Source organism: Halomonas litopenaei (assembly GCF_017303055.1).
Taxonomy (GTDB): domain Bacteria; phylum Pseudomonadota; class Gammaproteobacteria; order Pseudomonadales; family Halomonadaceae; genus Halomonas; species Halomonas litopenaei_A.
The window spans coordinates 652,978-673,295 of record NZ_JAEKJT010000003.1; the positions used below are offsets into that span (position 1 = coordinate 652,978).

The following is a 20,318-nucleotide window of genomic DNA, read 5'->3' on the forward strand; positions in this document are numbered from 1 at the left end:
CGACGCGCTAGACGTGGTACACGTCAATCACCTGGTGGATGTAATCGTTGTTGAGCTGCACCTTCTTGCGGGTGATAAGCGGACTCTCGCCGGACACGTCCAGGGTGTAGTAGGACACCCCGAAGTAGCTGTCGGTCTGCTTGTAGCGGTGGCTCAGGGTGTGCCAGTTGAAGCGCACCTCGACCACATCGCCCTCGTCCTTCAGCACCTCGATGTTGGTGATCTGATGGGTGGTACGAGGCTCAGGGGTACTGGCGCCGCTGCGCTCGGTCTTGATCCGATAGACGCGATCCTCGAGTCCCTCACGGTTGGGGTAGTAGATCAGCGAGATCTCGCTGTGGGGGTCTTGGGTCAAGGTGTCGTCATCGTCCCAGCAGGGCATCCAGAACTCGGCCTTCTTGGCATACAGGGTCAGCCATTCGTCCCACTGGCGGTCATCCAGCAGCCGCGCCTCGCGGTACACAAAGGCCTGGATATCGTGATAGCTGATGCTCATGATCATGCTCCTCTGTGTGGCGCTCAGGCGGTGGCCGTGGTGGTCGCGATGAACTGGCTGCGTTCCTTGTCGATGGCGCGCAGCATTTCCTCGACCCAGTGCTGGTGGTGCAGCACGTAGAGCCCTTCATCCTCTGGCGAGGCACCACTCTTGAGCGGCTTCATGTCGATGGCGGCGGCGTCTTCATCCGGACCATCGATCCACTGCTTGGCGCCGCGGGACAGGTCGTTCCACTCGGCCAGGGCGCCGTTGTAGCCGTTCTGGCAGCCACGGAATTCCTCCAGGTCGTCCGGCGTGCCCATACCGCTGACGTTGAAGAAGTCCTCGTACTGGCGAATGCGCACCCGGCGGTTCTCCGCCGACTCGCCCTTGGGCGCGAAGCAGTAGATGGTGACCTCGGTGCGGTCCACCGCCAGCGGCCGCAGCACCCGAATCTGGGTCGAGAACTGGTCCATCAGGTAGACGTTGGGGTACAGGCACAGGTTGCGGGTCTGGTTGACGATGTTGTCGGCGCGGGCCTCGCCCAGCTCCTGCTCGATGCGCTCCTTGTGCTCGTACACCGGGCGCACCTCAGGGTTGAGCAGCCGGGTCCACAGCATCATGTGGCCGTTCTCGTAGGAGTAGAAACCGCCCTTCGACTTGGACCAGCCGTCAGCGTCCACCGCCTTGGTGCCGCCCTCGTCATAGTTGCGGCGGTCCATGGTGGAGGCGTAGTTCCAGTGCACGGTACTGACGTGGTAGCCATCGGCCCCGTTCTCCGCCTGCAGCTTCCAGTTGCCGGTGTAGGTGTAGGAGGAAGTTCCCCGCAGGATCTCGAGGCCTTCGGGAGCCTGGTCGACGATGTTGTCGATGACCTTCTTGGTCTCGCCCAGGTAGTCCTCGATGGGCATGACGTCGGCGCTCAGGCTGCCGAACAGAAAGCCCTTGTAGTTCGCAAACTTCGGCAGTCGCTTGAGATCATGGGAGCCGTCCTGCTTGAACGCATCCGGGTAGGCGCCGACCTTCTCGTTCTTGGCCTTGAGCAGGCGACCATCGTTCTTGAAGGTCCAGCCGTGGAACGGACAGGTAAAGGTGCCCTTGTTGCCCTGCTTGCGGCGGCAGATGGTGGCGCCACGGTGGGCGCAGGCGTTGATCAGCGCGTGCAGCTCCCCGTCCTTGTCGCGGGTGATGACCACCGGCTGGCGCCCCATGTTCAGGGTAAAGTAGTCGCCGGGCTCGGCGACCTGACTCTCGTGGGCCATGAACAGCCAGTTGCCCTCGAAGATGTGTTTCATTTCGAGTTCGAAGAACTCGGGGTCGGTGAACATGCTGCGATGGCAGCGAAAGACGCCCTTCTCTGGGTTGTCTTCGACGGCACCGCGCACGCGGGCTTCGATCTGATCGAGTTTATTGCTCATCGTTGTTCTCCTCTCTCGTCCTCTATCTCGTCCTTTATCTCGTCCTCGCCTCGCCCGTCGCTTGTCGGCCTGTCGGGCCGGTCAGGGGCAAGGCACAGTCCGCGAACGAGACGCTCCTGTGTGAGTCAGGGGCCGGCACGGGTCCGGCGATCGGGCAGCGGGTGTGCGCGCCTCAGACGTCTTCGAGGGCACGCGGGCGCCTGTGGCGCGCCTGCAGGGCCTCATCACTGGTGGCGGCAAGCTCGATGTCGAACACCACCTCGGTGAAGGGTCCTTCAATGCCACGGGCACTGGCCTCGGCCTGGTCGTCGATGCGACTGGCGTCCACCACCAGCTCCTCGCGGGTGGCGAAGGCGAAGTCGTCGAAGGTGTAGGGGTCACCGGCCAGGTTGATCTGGGTGGTCAGGTGCTTGTGGCCTGGCGCCGAGATAAAGAAGTGGATATGCGCCGGGCGCTGGCCGTGACGGCCGAGCAGGTCAAGCACCTGCTGGGTCGGGCTGTCGGGGGGGCAGCCGTAACCGGAGGGAATGATGCTGCGGGCACGATAGCGGCCATCGGCGTCGGTGAAGATGCTGCGCCTCAGGTGATAGTCCGACTGGGAAGGGTCGAAGAAGCTGTAGTTGCCCTTGCTGTCGGCGTGCCAGATCTCGACCTTGGCCCCGGCGATGGGCTGGCCGCTGGTGTCACGGACCTGACCGGTCAGCCACATCACTTCGGCCTGAGTGTCGGAACCATCGTCCATGCGCGCCAGGCCCTCGGACTCAGGTGCGCCAGCCACATACAGCGGCCCTTCGATGGTGCGCGGGGTGCCGCCCTGAAGGCCGCGGGCCGCGTCCTCGGCGTCCATACGCATATCCAGGTAATGATCGAAGCCAAGACCCGGCGCCAGCAGGCCGAACTGGGTGCCGGCACCCAGTGCGTTGAGCACGCTGATACCCGCCCAGAACTCCTCCGGGGTGACGTCATAGTCGTCGATCAGTTTGTACAGGTCCGACAGCAGGCGATGCAGAATCTCCTTGGCGCGCTCGTCGCCGCCGTTCTTGTCGAAGCCGGCAACGGTGTTAAGGAAGTCCTGGACCTCCGGGGTGTCAAAGATACGGACTGGCGTGGTGGTGGTTAGCTTGTTCATCTCACACTCCTCACGGGATGGCGCTGTTATCGTTGTTATTGACGTCTTCGTTGACATTGGCGCGGGGTGAGCTGGCCGGGACGGCATCTGCCGTAGGCTCGTCAGGGGGCCGGCCGGGCTCGGGGATGACCAGGAAGGGAGCGTTACGCCCTTCCCGACGTGATTCAGCGATCGTCCTCGCGTACCGAGGACGGGTGGCGGCACAGCGGTTTGACGCGGATCTCCATGTAGGGAAACAGCGGCAGATTCGCGACCAGCTCCTGCAGTTCGGCGTTGTCCTCCACATCGAAGATGCTGACGTTGGAGTAGCTGCCCGCCACTCGCCACAGGTGGCGCCACTTGCCGGCGCGCTGCAGTTCCTGGGAATAGGCCTTCTCGGTGGCCTTGATCTCGGCGGCCCGGCTGGGGTCCATGTCCGGCGGCAGCTTGACGGTCATTTCGACGTGAAATAGCACGGCGTGTCTCCTGATGGTCGTGGGGTAAGGCGCCCTTAACGGCGGGCGTACTCGCGCAGCTTGTCTTCGTCCAGCTCAAGGCCAAGGCCGGGGCCATCCGGCAAGGCAACGCCGAAGTCGGTGTAGTGCAGCGGTCGGGTGACGATGTCGTCGGTCAGCAGCAAGGGGCCGAACATCTCGGTGCCCCAGGCCATCTCGGGCAGGGTGGCCCAGGCATGCAGCGAGGCGGCGGTGCCGATGGTGCCTTCGAGCATGGTGCCGCCGTAGAGCCCGATGCCGCCCGCTTCGGCCAGGTGGGCCAGGCGCAGCGCCCCCCGGGGCCCGGCACTCTTGGCAATCTTCAGGGCAAAGGCGCCGCTGAAGCCGGAGTCGATCAGCGCCAGGCCGCAGCGCAGGTCCTGAACGCCTTCATCGGCCAGCATGGTCACCTCGAAACGGCTGGACAGGCGCGCCAGTCCGGCCCGTTCATGGGCGGGAATGGGTTGCTCGATCAGCTCGACGCCGGCGGCCTCGAGCTCGGCAATCGCCCGCACCGCGGTGGCTTCATCCCAGGCCTGGTTGACGTCGACCCTGACACTGGCGCGATCCCCCAGCGCGGCCTTGATCGCGGCCACGTGCTTGACGTCACGCGCTACCGGGTTGGCGCCGATCTTGAGCTTGAAGTCGCGATGGCGACGCTGCTCCAGGCGCCGCTCGGCCTCCTCGATGTCCTTATCGGTGTCACCGCTGGCCAGCGTCCACAGCACCGGCAGGTGGTCATGGCGAGGGCCACCCAGCAGCGATGCCAGCGACACCCCGAGGCGCTTGCCCTTGGCGTCCAGCAGCGCGGTCTCCAGCGCCGACTTGGCGATGACGTTGCCCTTGGCCAGCTTGTCCAGTCGCGCCATGGCCAGATTGATGTTGTCTGCTGGCAGGCCCTCGAGCGCCGGCGCCAGATAGGTATCGATGTTGACCTTCATGCTCTCGGGGCTTTCCGGGCCATAGGCCAGACCACCAATGGTGGTGGCTTCACCCAGCCCCTCGATACCGTCGGAGCATCGCAGTCGCACAATCACCAGGGTCTGGGTGGCCATGGTGGCCATCGACAGCTTGTGCGGCCGGATGGTCGGAAGATCGACCAGCAACGTCTCGATGGATGCAATGGTGATGCTCATAGGAACTCCGGCACGTGACAGAACGGGAACAGGTGAACAAGCCATACCTGAGTAAGATTTTTCTTACTTAGAGGCGACTTCTCTCACACGCCATCTCTTATGGCCCATGATGCGAAACCCCCTGTTTACGGCGTCTTCACGAATTCTGGTTGTCTACGGACCGCGGAACCAATATGGTCTGGGTAATCAGGCATACCCTGGAGGTATCATGGAGCTTCGACACCTACGCTATTTCTGCGCTGCAGCAGAAGAGCTGAACATCACCCGGGCCGCCGCTCGACTGCATATGGCGCAGCCCCCATTGACGCGCCAGATCAATCAGTTGGAAGAAGAGCTGGGGGCCCAGCTGTTCATCCGTGGACCCCGTGGTCTGGCCCTGACGCCCACCGGCAAGTTCTTCCATGAGCATGCCCTGCAGATGCTTGAGAAGCTGGACACCACCGTGGCCGCCGTGCGCCGCATGTCCCGCAGCCACAAGGAGTTATTCGGTATCGGCTTCGTGCCATCGCTGTTCTATGGACAGCTGCCGCTGCTGGTGAGGGAGTTGCGACAAAAGGACGAGGTAGAGCTGACCCTGGCCGAACTGACCACGGTGGAGCAGGTGCAGGCGCTGAAGGCAGGCAGGATCGACATCGGCTTTGGGCGTCTGCGTCTCGACGACCCGGATGTGGAACAGGAAGTCCTGTTCGAGGAGCCGATGATGGCGGCGGTGCCGGAAGGACACCCGCTGGTGGGCACCACCCCGACCATGGCCGAGCTGGCGAGTTATCCGCTGGTGCTGTACCCGGCAAGCCCACGCCCCAGCCTTGCCGATATCGTGCTGGGGCTGTTTCGCCGACGCGGCCTCAAGGTCACGGTGGCCCAGGAGGCCAACGAGATGCAGACGGCGCTGGGCCTGGTGGTATCGGACTTCGGCATCACCCTAGTACCGGAACAGGTCAAGCGACAGAACCGCGACGGTATCCGCTACCTCTACCTGGCCGAAAAGCACATCACTTCACCGATCGTGTGCAGCCGCCGACGTGGCGAAGCGCCCAGCGAGACGATGCAGGCGGCCAACGCCATCCTCGAGGTACTGGTGGAGAATCGTCGCAGCGGGAAGTATCCGTGAAAAACGTCGCGGGACGGCAGGGCCAAGGCCCTGCCTGTGGCGGGTGGCTAACGCTTAGGTGTTACCGAAAATCATCCCCCGCCGCTGCCACGAAGGCCATTTCGACCAGCAGCTCGGGGTTGGCCAGCTCGGCCTTGACGCAGGCACGGCTGGGGGCGGTGCCGGGCTCGAACCAGCGCTCCCAAGCGATGTTCAGCGCATCGAAGTGGGCGAAGTCGGTCAGGTAGATGGTCACCGAGATGATCCGAGTCTTGTCACTGGCCACCTTGGCCAGCGACTCCTCGGCCTGCGCGAAGATCTGCTCGACCTGGCCGGTGATGTCGGCGCTGGTGTCCGCTTCGGCGACTTCGACGAAGTGGGCCATGCCGTTGAAAACGGTGATGTCGGACCAGCGGGGAGTGGGGTTGATGCGATGGATATCCATGGAGAAGCCTCGATGCCTGGGAGGAAAGGATCGCTAGCATAGGCCATGGAAGCGTCGCTGCAAACGCGGGCAAATAGCGACACGGACGACGCGGTTCAGGCCGCGACGTCCGTGTGATCAGGCGAACACGATCAGAAGTCGAAGAACACCGTTTCCCCCTCCCCCTGCAGCACGATATCCAGGCGATAGCGCGGCAGTCCGCCTTCACTGTCTTCACGACGAGCGATCAGGGTCTGACGACGGCTGGGTGACTCAATCGCGCCCAGCACAGGGCAGTCGGCATTGGCCTCGCCCTCGTCGTCAAAGTACAGGCGGGTCTGCAGATGGATATTCACGCCCCGGGCAAAGATCGCCAGGTTGATGTGGGGGGCCATGGTGCGGCCGTCGGGACGGCTGATGGCACCGGGCTTGACGGTAACAAAGCGCCATTCACTGTCACCCTCGGCGGTGGTCGCGGTGCGCCCGAAACTGTTGAACGGCGCCTTGAGGTCAAAGGCGGTTTGATAGTGGCCGCTGCTGTCGGCCTGCCACGCCTCAAGCAAGGCATCGCGGACCAGGTCGCCGTTGCCGTCGATGACCCGTCCTACCACTTCGATGCGCTGGCCGCTGGCACTGTCCTTGGCCAGTTCGTTCCAGATTTCTTCGTCGCGCTCGGGCAGGCCGGCGACGGCCAGTGCCAGACCGATATGCACGTAGGGGCCCGCTGTCTGGGACGCGGTCTCGCGCAGCATCAGATTGGCGGTGGGAGTGAAATTGGGCTGTTGCATGGAATCTCCTTGCCGTCGGACGCCATAGCCACACGTCCGCAGGGCATATCACTGTTGGTTGCCGGAAGCATTGCTGCCGAGCGTGTCACTGATTCTCGAAATAGGTCTGCAGCTCGCCGCGCACGACCAGGTCAAAGCGATAGGCCAGCGCGTCCATCGGACGCGAGCGCGCCATGTCGAGACGTCCGATCATGGTGCCGACGGCTTCCTTGTCGTTGAGCGTCTGCACGATCGGACAGATCGGAATCAGTGGATCGCCCTCGAAGTACATCTGGGTGATCAAGCGAGTGGAGATGGCTGGCCCCATGACGCTGACGTGGATATGCGCCGGACGCCAGGTGTTGATGCCGTTGGGCCAGGGGTAAGGGCCTGGCTTGATGGTGCGGAAGTGATACCAGCCGTCCTCATCGGTCAGGCAGCGCCCCACCCCGCCGAAGTTGGGGTCCAGTGGGGCCAGGTAGCTATCTTTCTTGTGGCGGTAACGGCCGCCCGCGTTGGCCTGCCACATTTCAACCAGGGTGTGGGGCACGGGCTTGCCGAACTGGTCGATGACCCGCCCGAACATGATGACCCGCTCTCCCACTGGCAGGCCGGGGGCGGTGCCATCGCGGAAGTTGAGCAACAGGTCGTTGTCATGGGGTCCCATGCGCAGCTTTTGAAAGTCCGGGCCGGTCAATTCCGACACGCTGGGAGTCTGCAGGCTGACCAAGGCCTGGGAAGGAGAGCGCGGCACCGTGGTCTTGTAACCGGGAGCATAGGCAGGCGGATGCGATTGGCGATCGCGCTCGACAAAACGACGACGAAGAGTCATAGGGCCAGGTCCTGACGTAAGGGATGATTATTGGTTGTTCAGACACGTCTCGCCGGCAAGGCGATGACGCCAGTGTGACCAGGCCCTCACGGACTGCCAATTGAGACCTTGACGAGCTTCCATAACCCATAGGTTATGGCCAGCTGATCCTGGCACCGATCACTATGGCCTAACGTTCAGTGCTGGCGCTCGGCGGCAGCCTGGCGCAGTGCCTCGGCGAAATCATCCAGCGCCAGGCTGGTGTCCACTGACGCGTTGGTACAGAGTCCTACCGATCCCCCCTGGTGCTCGAAGGCCAGCGACAGCTCCACCAGACGGCCTGCCTGCAGGTCGTCATCCACGGCATCGAAGGGCGCCACCCAGATGGCGTCGTTCTCCAGGGTGTAACGGCGGCTGAGCGTCAGCGACAGGGTCTCGAGACAGGGCGACGACAGGCTGATAGCGTGACGCACACAGAAGCTGTCGACCTGCTGTCGCAGGGTCGTCTGCTGGGGCGGCAGTACCCAGCGGCACTCCCCCAAGGGGGCGGTATCCTCAAGCGCGTGTCCGGCCAACCAATGGCCGGGACGTACCACCAGCCGCAAGGACTCGTAGTAGAGATGCTCAAAGGCCAGATCACGGATCTCTCGGGCTTCTGTCATCCGTCCGACTACCATGTCCAGCTCGCCAAGTGACAGTCGAGACAGCAGATAGGCGCTGGCGCCCGTGACCACCGTGACGCTGGTAGTGCGGCCGTGAGGCGATGTCTGGAAACGGCCGAGAGCCGCGGGCATCAGCCGTGACTCCACCGTGGATAGCGCACCGATCCTCAACCAGGCATGGCCACCATGGGCATCCGCCAGGGCACCCACACCCTCCTCGAGGGCCTTCAGCGCAGGGCCGGCGTGCCTTAACAGGGTGAGCCCGGCCTGGGTCAGGCTGACGCCCTGGGCGCCACGCTCGAACAGCGTGGCACCGACGATGTCCTCGAGTTCACGGATGGCCTTGGAAATGCCCGGCTGGGTGATCGCCAGGGAGTCGGCAGCCCGCGCAAAGCTGCGGCGCCGAGAGACCTCAAGAAAGGCGTTGAGATGACGCAGCTTGATACGGTGATTGAGCATAAAACGTCAGGACTTTGGGCATCAGGGCGCTGGCCATCTCAACGACGAGGGATGACAGGACTCACTGGCAAGCAGCGAGCACGCGTTCGATGGGCTCGCCAGACCCCATCAGCGAGAAGCGCGCTGGAAGCGTGTCCTGGGGAGTGATCACGGCGACGTTGCCTGACTGCAGGGTGCGCGTCAGGCGAGCCGGCGAAGGCGCGAACCAGACGCCATCCTTGGGTGAATGACGAGACTCCAGGCGATAGCCGATGCCATCCACCAGCACATCCAGAGGCTTGCGCCGGTCTGCACCCATGCCGGAGGCGTAACCCGCCACCGACACCATGGGCACCCCATTGAAGCACACCAGCGCCAGCGAATGGCCGTCGCCATCTTCTACCTTGGCCGCTGGCGCATCGCCAAACATCTGGTGGGCCTGGGTGAAACGCCAATCGGCCGCCGCCGAGTGGGCCACCAGCCCACCGAGCAACGCTGCCACACACGTCATGAACCGCATCTAGGAGTTACCTCTTGCCGCCAAATAAGGGCATGCACCGAGCCGCGTCCTCATACCCAGCATCCGTCCCCGTTCCAGTCTAGCAACGGCCCGAAACGTTAGGCCACTATCACGGGCACTCGGCCGTGTAGTGAACGACGGAATAGAGGGAAGCAGACAGCAAGGACTCGGCACTCCCTACTGGAACATTCAGCGCTGCCACTGTGTGACAGCTATGTATCACTCTTCCCCTGCGGCGACAACCGTGCGGCAGATGCAGATTATCCCTGCCCTACCCTGCCTAGCCCTCACCTTCACAGGCGCCCCAGCCCAGTTCCTTGGCCAGGGCAAAGGCGTGGTTGGCCGCCGGTACGCCAGCGTAGATGGCGACATGCATCAGTACCTGACGCAGTTCCGCCTCACTCAGCCCGATGCGCTTGGCGGTGTTCAAGTGCAGGGTCAGCTCCTCGCGCCCCAGGGCGGCGAGAATGCCGGTGGTGATCATGCTGCGCTCGCGTCTCGTCAGGTCGTCATTGGACCACAGCTCGCCCCAGGCCAGCCGGGTGATCATCTGTTGGAACGGCGCGTCCAGCGACGTGGCCTTGGCGGTGGAGCGCGCCACATGCGCCTCCCCCAGCACCTGCTTGCGCGTCTCTATCCCGACCGAATAGGCAACACCGTGCTCGGCCACATCGCCCAGCGCCGGCGCCAGCGCATCGAACAGCCAGTCGCACAAGCGCTGGGGTGCCTCCACTGAAGGCACATGGCCAACGCCATCGAATACCGTCAGCTCAGCACCGGGGATGTGTTCGGCCAAGGCCTCCAGCGAGGCGGGAGGCGTCGCCAGATCCTCACTGCCCGCCAGCAGGTTGACCCTTAGCGCTGGATGGCGATGACCCGCATCGCCGAGGCGGCCCCGGAAATCCGCCTGCCCCAGCATCTCGCACAGCTGGGCGTAGGACTCATCATCGCCACGGCCCATGGCCAGCTGCCAGCCTGGCGCCAGCGCCGGGTTGGCCTCAAACGCCCTGGCGGCGAACCAGCGCGGTACGATCTCGCCGGACATCGCGGCGAGCCCCTCAGCGCGCACGCGCCCGGCGCGGGTCGACCACAGTTCGAGATTGCCGATCTGCGCCCCGGTATTGGTCAGGCTGGCCGAGGCCAGTCGCTCGGGATGATGCGCGATCAACGCCTGGCCAATGACACCACCGATGGAGGTGCCGACGAAATGCAGGCTCGTGGTGTCAGCAATCCCCACCTCGGCCAGCAGCGCCAGCAGCTCATCCGCCAGGTCCTGCGGGGTGATCGCGCCGCCGGGCTCCAATGGGCCGCTGGCCCCGTGACCCGGCAGGTCCCAGGTCAGCACCCGATAGCGAGAGATCAGGCGCGGCAGCAACTCATCCCAGACCGACTGATTCATGCCCAGCGGATGGGCCAGCACCAGTAATGGCAGCGCCTCACTGCCCAGCAGGCGATAGCTCAGGGTGCGGTGGTGGATCTTGGCAAAGCTCATGGCGGTCTCCGTTGGCGGGATCAAACGCGCTCGATCAGGGTGGCGATCCCCTGGCCCACACCGACACACATGGTGCACAGGGCATAGCGCTTTTGCTGCTGATGCAGTTCGTGGGCGGCGGTCATCAATAGCCGCGCACCGGACATCCCCAGGGGGTGTCCCAGGGCGATGGCGCCGCCATTGGGATTGACCCGGGGGTCATCGTCGGCAATGCCCAGGTCCCGCATGCAGGCCAGCGCCTGAGCGGCGAAGGCTTCGTTGAGCTCGATCACGTCGATCTCATCGATACTTACCCCGGTGCGCGCCAGCAGGCGGCGTACCGCGGGCACCGGGCCGTAGCCCATGATACGCGGCTCGACCCCGCCGGTGGCCATCCCTAGGATGCGCGCCATGGGCGTCAGGCCGTGGCGCTCCACCGCGGCCTGACTGGCCACCAGCATGGCACAGGCGCCATCGTTGACCCCGGACGCATTGCCGGCGGTGACGCTGCCATCCTGCTTGAAGGGTGTCGGCAAGCTCGCCAGCTTGTCCAGGGTGGTGCCGGAGCGCGGATGCTCATCGCTGTCGAAGACCAGCGGCGGCTGCTTGCGCCGGGGAATCTCGATAGGCGTGATTTCCAGGGCAAAACGCCCTTGCTGCTGAGCCCGTGCGGTCTTCTCCTGGGAGCGCACGGCGAAGGCATCCTGGTCGGCCCGCGAGATAGCGAACTGCTCGGCCACGTTCTCGGCAGTTTCCGGCATCGAGTGGGTCTCGTAGACCTTCTTCATTAGCGGATTGACGAAGCGCCAGCCGATGGTAGTGTCCTCAATCTTCTGTCCGCGGGAGAACGCCCCCTCCGCCTTGCCCATGACGTAAGGCGCCCGCGACATGGACTCGACGCCACCGGCCAGGGCCAGATCCATCTCGCCGGCCTTGATCGCACGCATGGCGGTCCCCACCGCATCCATGCCGGAACCACACAGTCGGTTCATGGTAGTGCCCGGAACCGAGGTGGGAAGCCCCGCCAGCAGCGACGACATGCGCGCCACGTTGCGATTGTCCTCACCGGCCTGATTGGCGCAGCCCATGAAGACTTCTTCGATGGCCGCAGGGTCAAGATCGGGCGCTTGAGCCAGCACTGCCTTGAAGATATCGGCCGCCAGATCATCGGGACGTACGCTGGACAGGGTGCCGCCGAAGCGGCCGATGGCACTGCGGCGAGGATGGCAGAGATAGACGTCGCTCATGGCGGACTCCTTGCTGTCCCCACGCATCGGCGCAGGGCGTGTCGGAAATAGGGGAAAACCGGGGCCCTTACTGGCCGCTATGGGCGCGCTCGGTGCGGGCCTTCAGTTCGCGCAGCACCGCCAGTTCGTGGTCGCTGGGCTCGGGCGTCGCGGCAAGCTCGGGGGCAAAGCGGATATCCCAGCCCGTCGCTTCCTGCACCTGCTCGCGGCTCACCCCAGGGTGCAGCGAGACGACGGTGAGCTCGCGATCCACGGGATCGGGCTTCATCACGCACAGGTCGGTGATCACCCGGGTCGGGCCCTTTCCGATGTTGGGCACGCCGTCGCGTCCCTTGCCGTCGCGGCCGAAGCCCAGGGTGGTGATGAAGTCCACGTCGCGCACGAAGGCGCGTGGCGAATGCTTCAAGGTGATGAACACCTCGCCGGCGTTGGTGGCGATTTCCGGTGCCCCGCCACCGCCCGGCAGGCGTACCTTGGGCGCGGTGTAGTCACCGATCAGCGTGGTATTGAGATTGGCGTAGCGATCGATCTGCGCCGTGCCCAGAAAGCCGACGCTGACCTTGCCGCCCTGCAGCCAGTAGCGAAACATCTCGGGCACGGACACGGTGGTCAGCGCCGACTCACACAGCTCACCGTCGCCAATCGACAGCGGCAGCACATCGGGCTTGGTCTGCAGGGTGCCGGATTCGTAGATCAGCACTACCTCGGGAGCGTGGGTCAGGCGTGCCAGGTTGGCGGCTTCGGAGGGCAGACCAATGCCGACAAAGCAGGTCATGCCGTTCTCCAGCGCGCGGGCGGCGGTGACCGTCATCATCTCGGCGGAGGTGTAGTCGGTAGCGGTGTTCATCAGGCGTGCCCCCCTGTCTGGATGATGTTGTCGTCGATCCACCGGGTAAAGGCATCCCGGTCCCGTGCAATGGCGTCCCACTCCTTGTAGAAGCGGTTGTCCCGGGGGTAGTAACCGTGGGCGTAGGACGGCAGCGAGCCCTTTTCCGCCACGGCGATGGCGTCGATGGCCCAGCCAGGGATCACGCAGGCATTGGGGTGCGCCCCCAGGTCGTCGACGATCTCCTCGACGGTGACGATGGCGTGCTTGGCCGCAAGTACCGCTTCCTTCTGCACGCCGATGATGCCCTCGACCAGCACATTGCCGGCCCGATCCGCCTTCTGGGCATGCACGATGGACACATCCGGGCGTACCGACGGAACGGCGGCCAGGCGCTCACCGGTAAAGGGACACTCGATAAACTTGATCTGCTCGTTGACGTTGGGCAGCTCGCTGCCCACATAGCCTCGCAACACCGCCAGCGGCAGTCCTGCGGCCCCTGCTTCGAAGGCGCAGGCCATGGCCGCATGGCTATGCTCGAGAATCTCGATCTGATGGGGCCAGCCCTTCTCTACCGCATCGCGCAGTCGGTGCAGCGACCCCACGCCGGGGTTGCCCCCCCAGGAAAAGATCACCTTCTTGACGCAACCCGCACCGATCAGCTGATCGTAGACCAGGTCCGGCGTCATGCGGATCAAGGTGAGATCACGCTTGCGCTGGCGAATGACTTCATGCCCGGCGGCAAACGGGATCAGATGGGTAAAGCCTTCCATGGCAACGGTGGCGCCATCCTCGACGTAGCGCTTCACCGCATCACTCAGGCTCAGGATCTCGGCCATGTGGATTGCCTCATGTGTGTTCTGGAGGGGTGTGCTGAATGCTGTGCTCTTGATGTTGAGCTCTTGGTGCATTGCTCTTGATGCTGAGCTCTTGATGAAGAGCCCAGGACGCTGTTGCCTGGACCACGCATCTTTTTTGTTCGCTATGTGAACGTAGGTTTGTTATACGAACAAACCTACTGTCGATTCCCTCGATCGTCAAATGCAAAAAAGGCGAGCGCAGATCGACTCTGCGCTCGCCTTTACTGGAGGTTATCTTTTGCTTCAGAGGGTTATCAGCGCTGCAGCCACTCAAGCGCGGCACGGACCTGGTGTTTGCTGCTACCAATGTATAAGGCAGGATCGGTGGCCGCTCGTATCGCTTCGGCACTGGGCAGTGTGCTGGCTTGGCTGCTGGCAGCGGTGCTGGCATCGGCGCCGCCGTTCACCGCGTCACCACCTTCCTGCACCAGCGACACCAGCACGTCAGCGTAACGGCGCCCCTGCTGCCTGGCCTGTTCGGCGGCGTCTGCCGCCAGCGCCTTGGCGCGCTCGGGCCCTAGGGACGGGGTCAGCAGACGCGCCACCGGCTCGGCCATGATGGCGCCCCCGGTCACCGCCAGGTTGGCCGCCATGCGCTCGGGGTGGATCTCCAGGCCTTCGAGCAGCACCGCCGCCTGTTCCAGGGCGCCCTCCACCAGCAGCACCGATTCCGTCAGGGGCACCCACTCGGCATGCCACTCTCCCAGTCCGCGCTCCAGCGGCTGCGCCACGGCACCCAGCACCACGCTGGTGTGTCCATGCAGCCGACGAGCCGACGAGCGTATCAGCGCACAGCGCACCGGGTTGCGCTTGTGCGGCATCGACGAAGACTCACCCATGCCGGGGGCGCTGGGTTCACTGACTTCACCAACCTCGGTCTGGGTCAGCAGGGAGACGTCGAGCGCCAGGTTCTCCACCGCCCCGGCCACGGCGTCCAGAGCCGTCTGCAGGGTATGGATCGGCTGGCGATTGGTGTGCCAGGGCAATATCGGGCAGCTCAGCCCCAGCTCCTGGGCTATCGCCTGCATCAGGGCCATGCCTTCATCGCCCCATCCCGAGTGCACGCCTACCGCACCGCCAAACTGTACCGGCAGCCCTTGATCCGCCACCTCACCCAGCCGTCGCCTGGCTTGTTCGAGCCCCACCGTCCACTGGGCGACCTTGGCGCCGAAGGTGATCGGCAAGGCTTGCTGCATCAGCGTACGACCGACCATGGGCGTATCGGCATGTGTCCGCATCAGGGCCATGCCTGCGGTCCTGCACCGTTCAAGCAGTCCATCGATGGCTCCCAGACGAGGTGTCAGCAGATGCATCAAGGCCGAGTCCACCACATCCTGACTGGTGGCCCCCTGGTGCCAGTAACGCTTGAGATGATCCGGCAGCGCGCCACGGCCTGCCTTGACGAAGGGAATGGCCGGATTACCGCCACTGGCAACACCACGGGCCAGCTCGGCCACATCGAACGCGTGATGCTCCAGCCGCTCGGCCATGTCTGCGGTGGTACCGGACGGCACCGCCCCGATACGCTCCTGTGCACGCACCAAGGCCAGCTCGAAGGCCAGCATTGAGGCGATAAAGTCCGCATCACGACAGTCCTTGAGCGCATCTTGGCTCATGCAGGGGTGGCTTAGCAGGGCGGCAGTCATGGCGTTTCCTCTTGCGGTGCTAGGCGGGTGAACGGGGATATCTGAATCATGCCGCCTCGCCAATAGTCGTACAAGTGTTCGCAAGTCGAACATATATGCTAGGTTAACCACATGGACGGGAGGTCCGACACTCGCTAAGCGGTGTGTCGACACGCCCTCAGACCATTGCCGCACTGGTATCATCCACGCTTTATCTTTCCGAAAGGACACCTCGATGGATACGGCACCGACGGACGCCGCCCTGAGCCCGGACGATCGCGACTTTGTCACCGCTCTCGCCAGCGGCCTCGATGTCATTCTGGCCTTTGATGAGGCCCACCCACGCATGACGCTGAGCGAGGTGGCTGCACGTACGAGCATGAACCGCGCCCGTGCCCGACGCTTCCTGCTGACGTTGCATGCACTCGGCTATGTGCGCAAGGACCAGCGCCATTTTGAACTGGCCCCCAGGGTGCTGCAGCTTGGCTATGCCTTCCTGTCCGCCAACAATTATCGTCACCTGATTCAACAGGTGCTCGAGGACATCACCGCCGAGAGCGGTGAATCCTCATCGCTTGGCGTACTGGACGGCGACGAGGTCACCTATGTCGCCCGCTCGGCCTCGCGCCAGCGACTGATGGCGATTACGCTGGCCGTGGGCACTCGGCTGCCGGCCGCCTACACCTCGATGGGGCGGATGCTGCTGGCCCAACTCGATGACCAGGCGCTGGACGCCTTTCTCGAGCGCGTCACCCTGGAACCCTTCACCGACACGACCATCACCAACCGCAGCGCGTTGAAGGCAGCCATCCTGAGCGCCCGCGAGCTAGGCTATGCGATCGTGGACCAGGAGCTCGACTCCGGCCTGCGCTCCTTGGCAGTGCCCGCCTACGATGCCCACGGTGAGCTGCTCGGCGCCATCAACATCAGCACCAATGCCGCTCGGGTCGACCATGACACGCTGCTTGAGCGCTACCTTCCGCTACTGCAGGAGAAGGCACGCCAGATCCGCGCCAACGTCAGCTGATCTCGCCACCTGTTCGACCACGCTTGAGCTGACGCCGGCAGGGAGGCCTGAATGCTCGCCATACTCTCGATTACCACGCCGATCTTTCTGCTGATTGGCGTGGGCTTCTTGGCCAGGCGCTGGAACCTGGTATCGCCGGTCCAGCTGTCCGGCGTCGCCAACTTTGTGCTGTACGCCGCGCTGCCGGCGCTGATTGTCGGCGCGCTCACACGCAATTCCCTGGGGGAGGTCATCAGCCTGCCGCTGCTGCTTGCCTACGCACTGGGCTCGGTGGCCACCTTTGTGGCGTGCCTGTGGCTGCCGCGCAATCGCCGCCGCAAGACCGCCACGGAGCGTGCCATCCAGGCGCTGGGCATGTCGGCCTCCAACAGTGGCTTTATCGCCTACCCCATCGCGGCTCTGGCGCTGGGCCAGGCGGCGGCGGGTGTCATCCTGGTGCATACCATGATGGTCGAGGTGCTGCTGGTCATCCCCGGCGCGCTGGTACTGGCGGAAATCGGCCAGCAGGCGGATGCCAAGGCGGGCGCTGCCTTGCGTCAGACCTGCCAGCGCCTTACCCGCAACCCGATCCTGATCTCGCTGACGGCAGGCCTTGCCATCGCGGCCAGCGGGTTTCGCCTGCCCGATACCCTCACGCGGACCATCGAGCTGCTGGCAGGCGCCGCCGGGCCCGCCGCGCTGTTCGTCATCGGCGGCACCCTGTATGGCTTGAAGATTCGCGGCATGCTCAAGGACATGGGGCAGATCATGGCAGGCAAGCTGTTGCTGCACCCGCTGCTGGTGCTGGGCCTGCTGCTGGCCCTGGAGACGGTGACGGGACCGCTGCCACCCCACCTGTTTGCCGGCGCCATGATCTTCGCCGCCTGCCCGATGATCAGCATCTATCCCTTGATCGCCCAGCGCTTTGGCATGGAAGGGGTCGGGGCGGCCGCCCTGATGGCCAGTACCGTGGCCAGTTTCCTCACCTTAAGCGCGGTTCTTTGGGCGCTGTCCCGGGTGGGCCTGCTGCCGCTGCTTGGCTGACTTGCTGGCGCCCAATGGCGGGCTCACGTACCATGAAGCAATTCATTTAGCTTGCTACTTTTTGGCAGCATCGAATGCTGCCACCACGCCCCAACGCCAACGGCCCGCCATGTCCACGCCTTCATCGTCACCAGACACCGCTCTCCTGACGCCGCCGCGGGCCCTGAGCCGCGATCGTCCACTGAAAGGCATTGCCTTCATGTTGGCCGCGGGACTGCTGTTCTGCATGCTCGATACCGGCGTCAAGACTCTGGCTCAGGACTATTCACCGGTGCAGGTGGTGTGGGCGCGTTACGTCGGCCATATGCTGGTGCTGGTGGGCTACTTTCTGTGGCTGGGCCGGGGGCCAGGGATGGCCATGCTCAAGACCTCATCCTTGGGCGGCCAGTTCGTCCGAGGCCTGCTGCTACTGGGTGCCAGCACCTTCGCCTATCTGGCCTTCCGCAGTCTGCCGCTGCTGCAGGTCTATGTGATCAACTTCAGCTCACCGTTGTTGGTGACCTTGCTGGCGATTCCGTTGCTCAAGGAGCGGGTCGGCTGGCGCCAGTGGCTGGCGATCCTGGTCGGCTTCGCCGGAGTGCTGATCTGCGTGGGCCCGGTGGACTGGCGAGCCAACCCGGCCATTCTTCTGCCCTTTGGACTGACCGCCTGTTTCGCGCTCTACCAGCTGTCCACTCGGCGTTTCGGCCGCGAGGACCATCCGCTGACATCGCTGTTCTACGCAGGTCTTGCCGGTGCCGTGGTCAGTTCGCTGGTGGTCCCGGTCTTCTGGACTCCGGTGGCGCTGGGGGATCTGCCGCTGTTCATGTTTGTCGGGCTGATGGGCGCAGCCAGCCAGCTCACCCTGATCCTGGCCATGCGCTACGCACCAGCGTCGCTGGTATCGCCATTTCTTTACTTGCAGATCGTCTGGGCGGCTCTGTTCGGCTTTGTCTTCTTTGGCGATATCCCCCGTCCCGAAACCTGGATCGGCGCTGCCCTGATCACCGTCGCCGGTATCGTGCTGGCCACCTGTCGAAGAAAAAGTGGCTGAGCCAGTGCGCTGTCATTCATGTCGCGCCCCCCATCACGCCAGCGGCGTCACGACGTCAGCATCTCGCTGACCAGCACCCGGCCGCCCTGGCGAGCGGCCTTGTCCACCGCCAGAGTCGCGGCCAGGGTCATCGCCCCTTCCCTTGCGCTGACACGCGGCTCGGCCTCTTTTCTCACCACGGCGATGAAGTGACGCAGCTGCTCGGGATAGCAGTGGCTGCGCGGAGGCTGCAGACGCTCTCGCATCAGCGGCTCACGCCAGTGACCTTGGCCGGCATGACGCCACAGCGCCATACCCGGCACGCTGAGGCTACCGCGGGTGCCGCCAATCACGTAGCAATCACCCGGCTCATGCAGAAAGTTGGGGGACTGACCAGAAGCGACGTCCCAGATATAGGGTGAGGGCACCGCGTCACTGCCGACAAAGGAGCCGATCATGCCGTTGGCAAATGACAGGATGAGCGCAAAGCTGTCCTCCACCTCGAAGCCCCGCGCCTTGTTGGCGGTCACTGCCTGCACGCTCTCGATCTCACCGCACAGAAAACGCAGGCAGTCGATCTCATGAATCAGGTTGATCAGGATGGGACCGCCACCCGCTTCCCGCCGCCATGCCTGATCGAAATAGGGCTCGTCCTTGCGACACAGCCACATCCCGCTGACGGTGACCAGCTGACCCAGTTCTCCCGCCTGGATGGCCCGCAACGATTCGACCATGTCGGGACTGTGGCGACGGTGATGACCCACCAGCATGGGTACTCCCGCCGCCTCGCTGGCATCGGCTAACGCCAGCGCTCCCGCCACAGTGTCGGCAATCGGCTTCTCCATCAGCGTCGGCAGCCCCCGCTCGATGCAGGCGAGGCCCGCCGCCACATGCAGGGCATTGGGTAGCGCCACTATGACCGCGTCGAGCTCGACCTGATCGAGCATCTGGAGGTAGTCGGTATAGCAGGGCACGCCCAACCCGTCGGCGAAGGCGCGACCGGCGTCCGTCACATCGGCGATAGCCGCCAAGGTAGCGTCTGCCGACGCCTGTACCAACGCCACGTGTTCACGGCCGATGATGCCAGCCCCCATCACCCCGATACGTATGGGTCCCATACGGCCCTCCTTGTTGTTATGCATGCGTCTTCCAGGTCGCGACGTCTAGCGAGAGGCAGCCCCTTCACGTCACACCACGGGGTCGCTGAAACCCACCGTCACATTGTGGCGTCAGCCCTTCTTGATCAGCGCCTCCAGGGCGGCGTGATAGCCTTGGCTGCCGAGCCCCGCGATAACGCCATCGGCCCGCAACGACACGTAGGAGTGGTGACGGAAGCTCTCGCGCTTGTGCACGTTGGACAGGTGGACCTCGATCACGCTGCCGTCGAAGGCGTTCAGTGCATCCAGGATGGCCACCGAGGTGTGGGTGAAGGCGGCAGGATTGATGATGATGGCCACCGTGCCGTCCACACGAGCGGCATGAATGGCGTCGATCAGCTCGCCTTCATGATTGCTCTGCCGGCTACTCAGCTCCCATCCCGCGAGCAGCGCATGCTCGCGCAGCCCATTGTCGATGTCCGCCAGGGTTTCGTGACCGTAGATATCGGGCTCACGGGTGCCCAACAGGTTGAGATTGGGACCGTGCAGAACCAGCACCTTGCCACTCATCAGAGATTCTCCTTCAACAGTTCTCGCCGGTAGTGGGCGAACAGGGATGCGGCTTGCTCATCGGCGGCAGCACGCTGATGCTCATCCTCACAGAACCGCTTGAAGGCGTCCATGCACTTGACCGCGAACCGGTAGCGAGGTGCGACGCTTGAATCCACGGTCATGTAGCTTCACTAGGTATTTACCCTGATGCCCGGCCGTGCCTTGCCCTCTTGCG

22 protein-coding genes are annotated in these 20,318 nt (G+C 64.1%); 4 read left to right on the top strand and 18 right to left on the bottom strand.

Annotated elements, in window-relative coordinates; all coding sequences use genetic code 11:
- Window positions 1–7 precede the first annotated feature (7 nt).
- From benB to JF545_RS06835, 5 genes are all read right to left on the bottom strand, one after another.
- A complete protein-coding gene (gene benB, locus JF545_RS06815) occupies window positions 8–496 on the bottom strand; it encodes a benzoate 1,2-dioxygenase small subunit (RefSeq protein ID WP_206940548.1) in 489 nt (162 codons plus the stop codon).
- Window positions 497–519: 23 nt separating this feature from the next.
- Window positions 520–1,893, bottom strand: coding sequence for a Rieske 2Fe-2S domain-containing protein (locus tag JF545_RS06820; RefSeq protein ID WP_206940556.1), 1,374 nt, complete (start codon window positions 1,891–1,893; stop codon window positions 520–522).
- Window positions 1,894–2,065: 172 nt separating this feature from the next.
- On the bottom strand, window positions 2,066–3,022 hold the full coding sequence (gene catA / locus JF545_RS06825; RefSeq protein WP_206940558.1) for a catechol 1,2-dioxygenase: 957 nt from the start codon (window positions 3,020–3,022) through the stop codon (window positions 2,066–2,068).
- A 164-nt stretch (window positions 3,023–3,186) separates the two neighbouring features.
- Window positions 3,187–3,477, bottom strand: coding sequence for a muconolactone Delta-isomerase (catC, locus tag JF545_RS06830; protein ID WP_206940560.1), 291 nt, complete (start codon window positions 3,475–3,477; stop codon window positions 3,187–3,189).
- A gap of 35 nt (window positions 3,478–3,512) precedes the next feature.
- On the bottom strand, window positions 3,513–4,631 hold the full coding sequence (locus JF545_RS06835) for a muconate cycloisomerase family protein (RefSeq protein WP_206940561.1): 1,119 nt from the start codon (window positions 4,629–4,631) through the stop codon (window positions 3,513–3,515).
- Window positions 4,632–4,839: 208 nt separating this feature from the next.
- Here JF545_RS06835 and JF545_RS06840 point away from each other — a divergent pair, with 208 nt between their 5' ends.
- Window positions 4,840–5,742, top strand: a complete 903-nt coding sequence (locus JF545_RS06840; protein ID WP_206940563.1) for a LysR family transcriptional regulator — start codon at window positions 4,840–4,842, stop codon at window positions 5,740–5,742.
- A gap of 61 nt (window positions 5,743–5,803) precedes the next feature.
- On the opposite strand, the gene JF545_RS06845 is transcribed toward JF545_RS06840, so the two are convergent.
- The 10 genes from JF545_RS06845 to JF545_RS06890 form a co-directional block, all read right to left on the bottom strand.
- A complete protein-coding gene (locus tag JF545_RS06845; RefSeq protein WP_206940565.1) occupies window positions 5,804–6,166 on the bottom strand; it encodes a RidA family protein in 363 nt (120 codons plus the stop codon).
- 131 nt (window positions 6,167–6,297) lie between these two features.
- On the bottom strand, window positions 6,298–6,933 hold the full coding sequence (gene pcaG, locus JF545_RS06850; protein WP_206940567.1) for a protocatechuate 3,4-dioxygenase subunit alpha: 636 nt from the start codon (window positions 6,931–6,933) through the stop codon (window positions 6,298–6,300).
- Between the two features lie 85 nt (window positions 6,934–7,018).
- The gene (gene pcaH / locus JF545_RS06855; protein WP_206940569.1) at window positions 7,019–7,744 is read right to left on the bottom strand and encodes a protocatechuate 3,4-dioxygenase subunit beta; all 726 of its coding nucleotides are present in this window, start codon (window positions 7,742–7,744) and stop codon (window positions 7,019–7,021) included.
- A gap of 176 nt (window positions 7,745–7,920) precedes the next feature.
- On the bottom strand, window positions 7,921–8,844 hold the full coding sequence (pcaQ, locus tag JF545_RS06860) for a pca operon transcription factor PcaQ (protein WP_206940571.1): 924 nt from the start codon (window positions 8,842–8,844) through the stop codon (window positions 7,921–7,923).
- Between the two features lie 61 nt (window positions 8,845–8,905).
- The gene (locus JF545_RS06865) at window positions 8,906–9,343 is read right to left on the bottom strand and encodes a hypothetical protein (protein WP_206940573.1); all 438 of its coding nucleotides are present in this window, start codon (window positions 9,341–9,343) and stop codon (window positions 8,906–8,908) included.
- Window positions 9,344–9,623: 280 nt separating this feature from the next.
- Entirely contained in the window at window positions 9,624–10,835 is a 1,212-nt protein-coding gene (locus JF545_RS06870) for an alpha/beta fold hydrolase (RefSeq protein ID WP_206940575.1), read from the bottom strand.
- A 20-nt stretch (window positions 10,836–10,855) separates the two neighbouring features.
- The gene (gene pcaF, locus JF545_RS06875; protein ID WP_206940577.1) at window positions 10,856–12,061 is read right to left on the bottom strand and encodes a 3-oxoadipyl-CoA thiolase; all 1,206 of its coding nucleotides are present in this window, start codon (window positions 12,059–12,061) and stop codon (window positions 10,856–10,858) included.
- A 67-nt stretch (window positions 12,062–12,128) separates the two neighbouring features.
- Window positions 12,129–12,908 carry a CoA-transferase subunit beta gene (locus tag JF545_RS06880; protein WP_206940581.1) on the bottom strand — a complete coding sequence of 260 codons (780 nt, stop codon included), beginning with the start codon at window positions 12,906–12,908 and terminating at the stop codon, window positions 12,129–12,131.
- On the bottom strand, window positions 12,908–13,726 hold the full coding sequence (locus JF545_RS06885; protein WP_206940583.1) for a CoA transferase subunit A: 819 nt from the start codon (window positions 13,724–13,726) through the stop codon (window positions 12,908–12,910). Before JF545_RS06885 ends, JF545_RS06880 begins: the two co-directional genes overlap by 1 nt.
- A gap of 275 nt (window positions 13,727–14,001) precedes the next feature.
- A complete protein-coding gene (locus tag JF545_RS06890; RefSeq protein ID WP_206940584.1) occupies window positions 14,002–15,393 on the bottom strand; it encodes a class-II fumarase/aspartase family protein in 1,392 nt (463 codons plus the stop codon).
- 214 nt (window positions 15,394–15,607) lie between these two features.
- On the opposite strand from JF545_RS06890, the gene JF545_RS06895 reads away from it, so the two are divergent.
- From JF545_RS06895 to JF545_RS06905, 3 genes are all read left to right on the top strand, one after another.
- Window positions 15,608–16,399: an IclR family transcriptional regulator domain-containing protein gene (locus JF545_RS06895; protein WP_206940586.1), complete on the top strand. Its 792-nt coding sequence runs from the start codon at window positions 15,608–15,610 to the stop codon at window positions 16,397–16,399.
- 51 nt (window positions 16,400–16,450) lie between these two features.
- Window positions 16,451–17,422 (top strand): AEC family transporter, encoded by a 972-nt coding sequence (locus JF545_RS06900; RefSeq protein ID WP_206940588.1) that lies wholly within the window; start codon window positions 16,451–16,453, stop codon window positions 17,420–17,422.
- 109 nt (window positions 17,423–17,531) lie between these two features.
- Entirely contained in the window at window positions 17,532–18,455 is a 924-nt protein-coding gene (locus tag JF545_RS06905) for a DMT family transporter (protein ID WP_206940590.1), read from the top strand.
- 47 nt (window positions 18,456–18,502) lie between these two features.
- Here the strand turns inward: JF545_RS06905 and JF545_RS06910 are convergent, their stop codons facing one another.
- From JF545_RS06910 to JF545_RS06920, 3 genes are all read right to left on the bottom strand, one after another.
- The gene (locus tag JF545_RS06910; protein ID WP_206940592.1) at window positions 18,503–19,552 is read right to left on the bottom strand and encodes a Gfo/Idh/MocA family protein; all 1,050 of its coding nucleotides are present in this window, start codon (window positions 19,550–19,552) and stop codon (window positions 18,503–18,505) included.
- Window positions 19,553–19,663: 111 nt separating this feature from the next.
- Window positions 19,664–20,104, bottom strand: coding sequence for a type II 3-dehydroquinate dehydratase (gene aroQ / locus JF545_RS06915; protein WP_206940858.1), 441 nt, complete (start codon window positions 20,102–20,104; stop codon window positions 19,664–19,666).
- Window positions 20,101–20,265 carry a hypothetical protein gene (locus JF545_RS06920; RefSeq protein ID WP_206940594.1) on the bottom strand — a complete coding sequence of 55 codons (165 nt, stop codon included), beginning with the start codon at window positions 20,263–20,265 and terminating at the stop codon, window positions 20,101–20,103. The genes aroQ and JF545_RS06920 overlap by 4 nt, the downstream gene beginning before the upstream one ends.
- Window positions 20,266–20,318 lie beyond the last annotated feature (53 nt).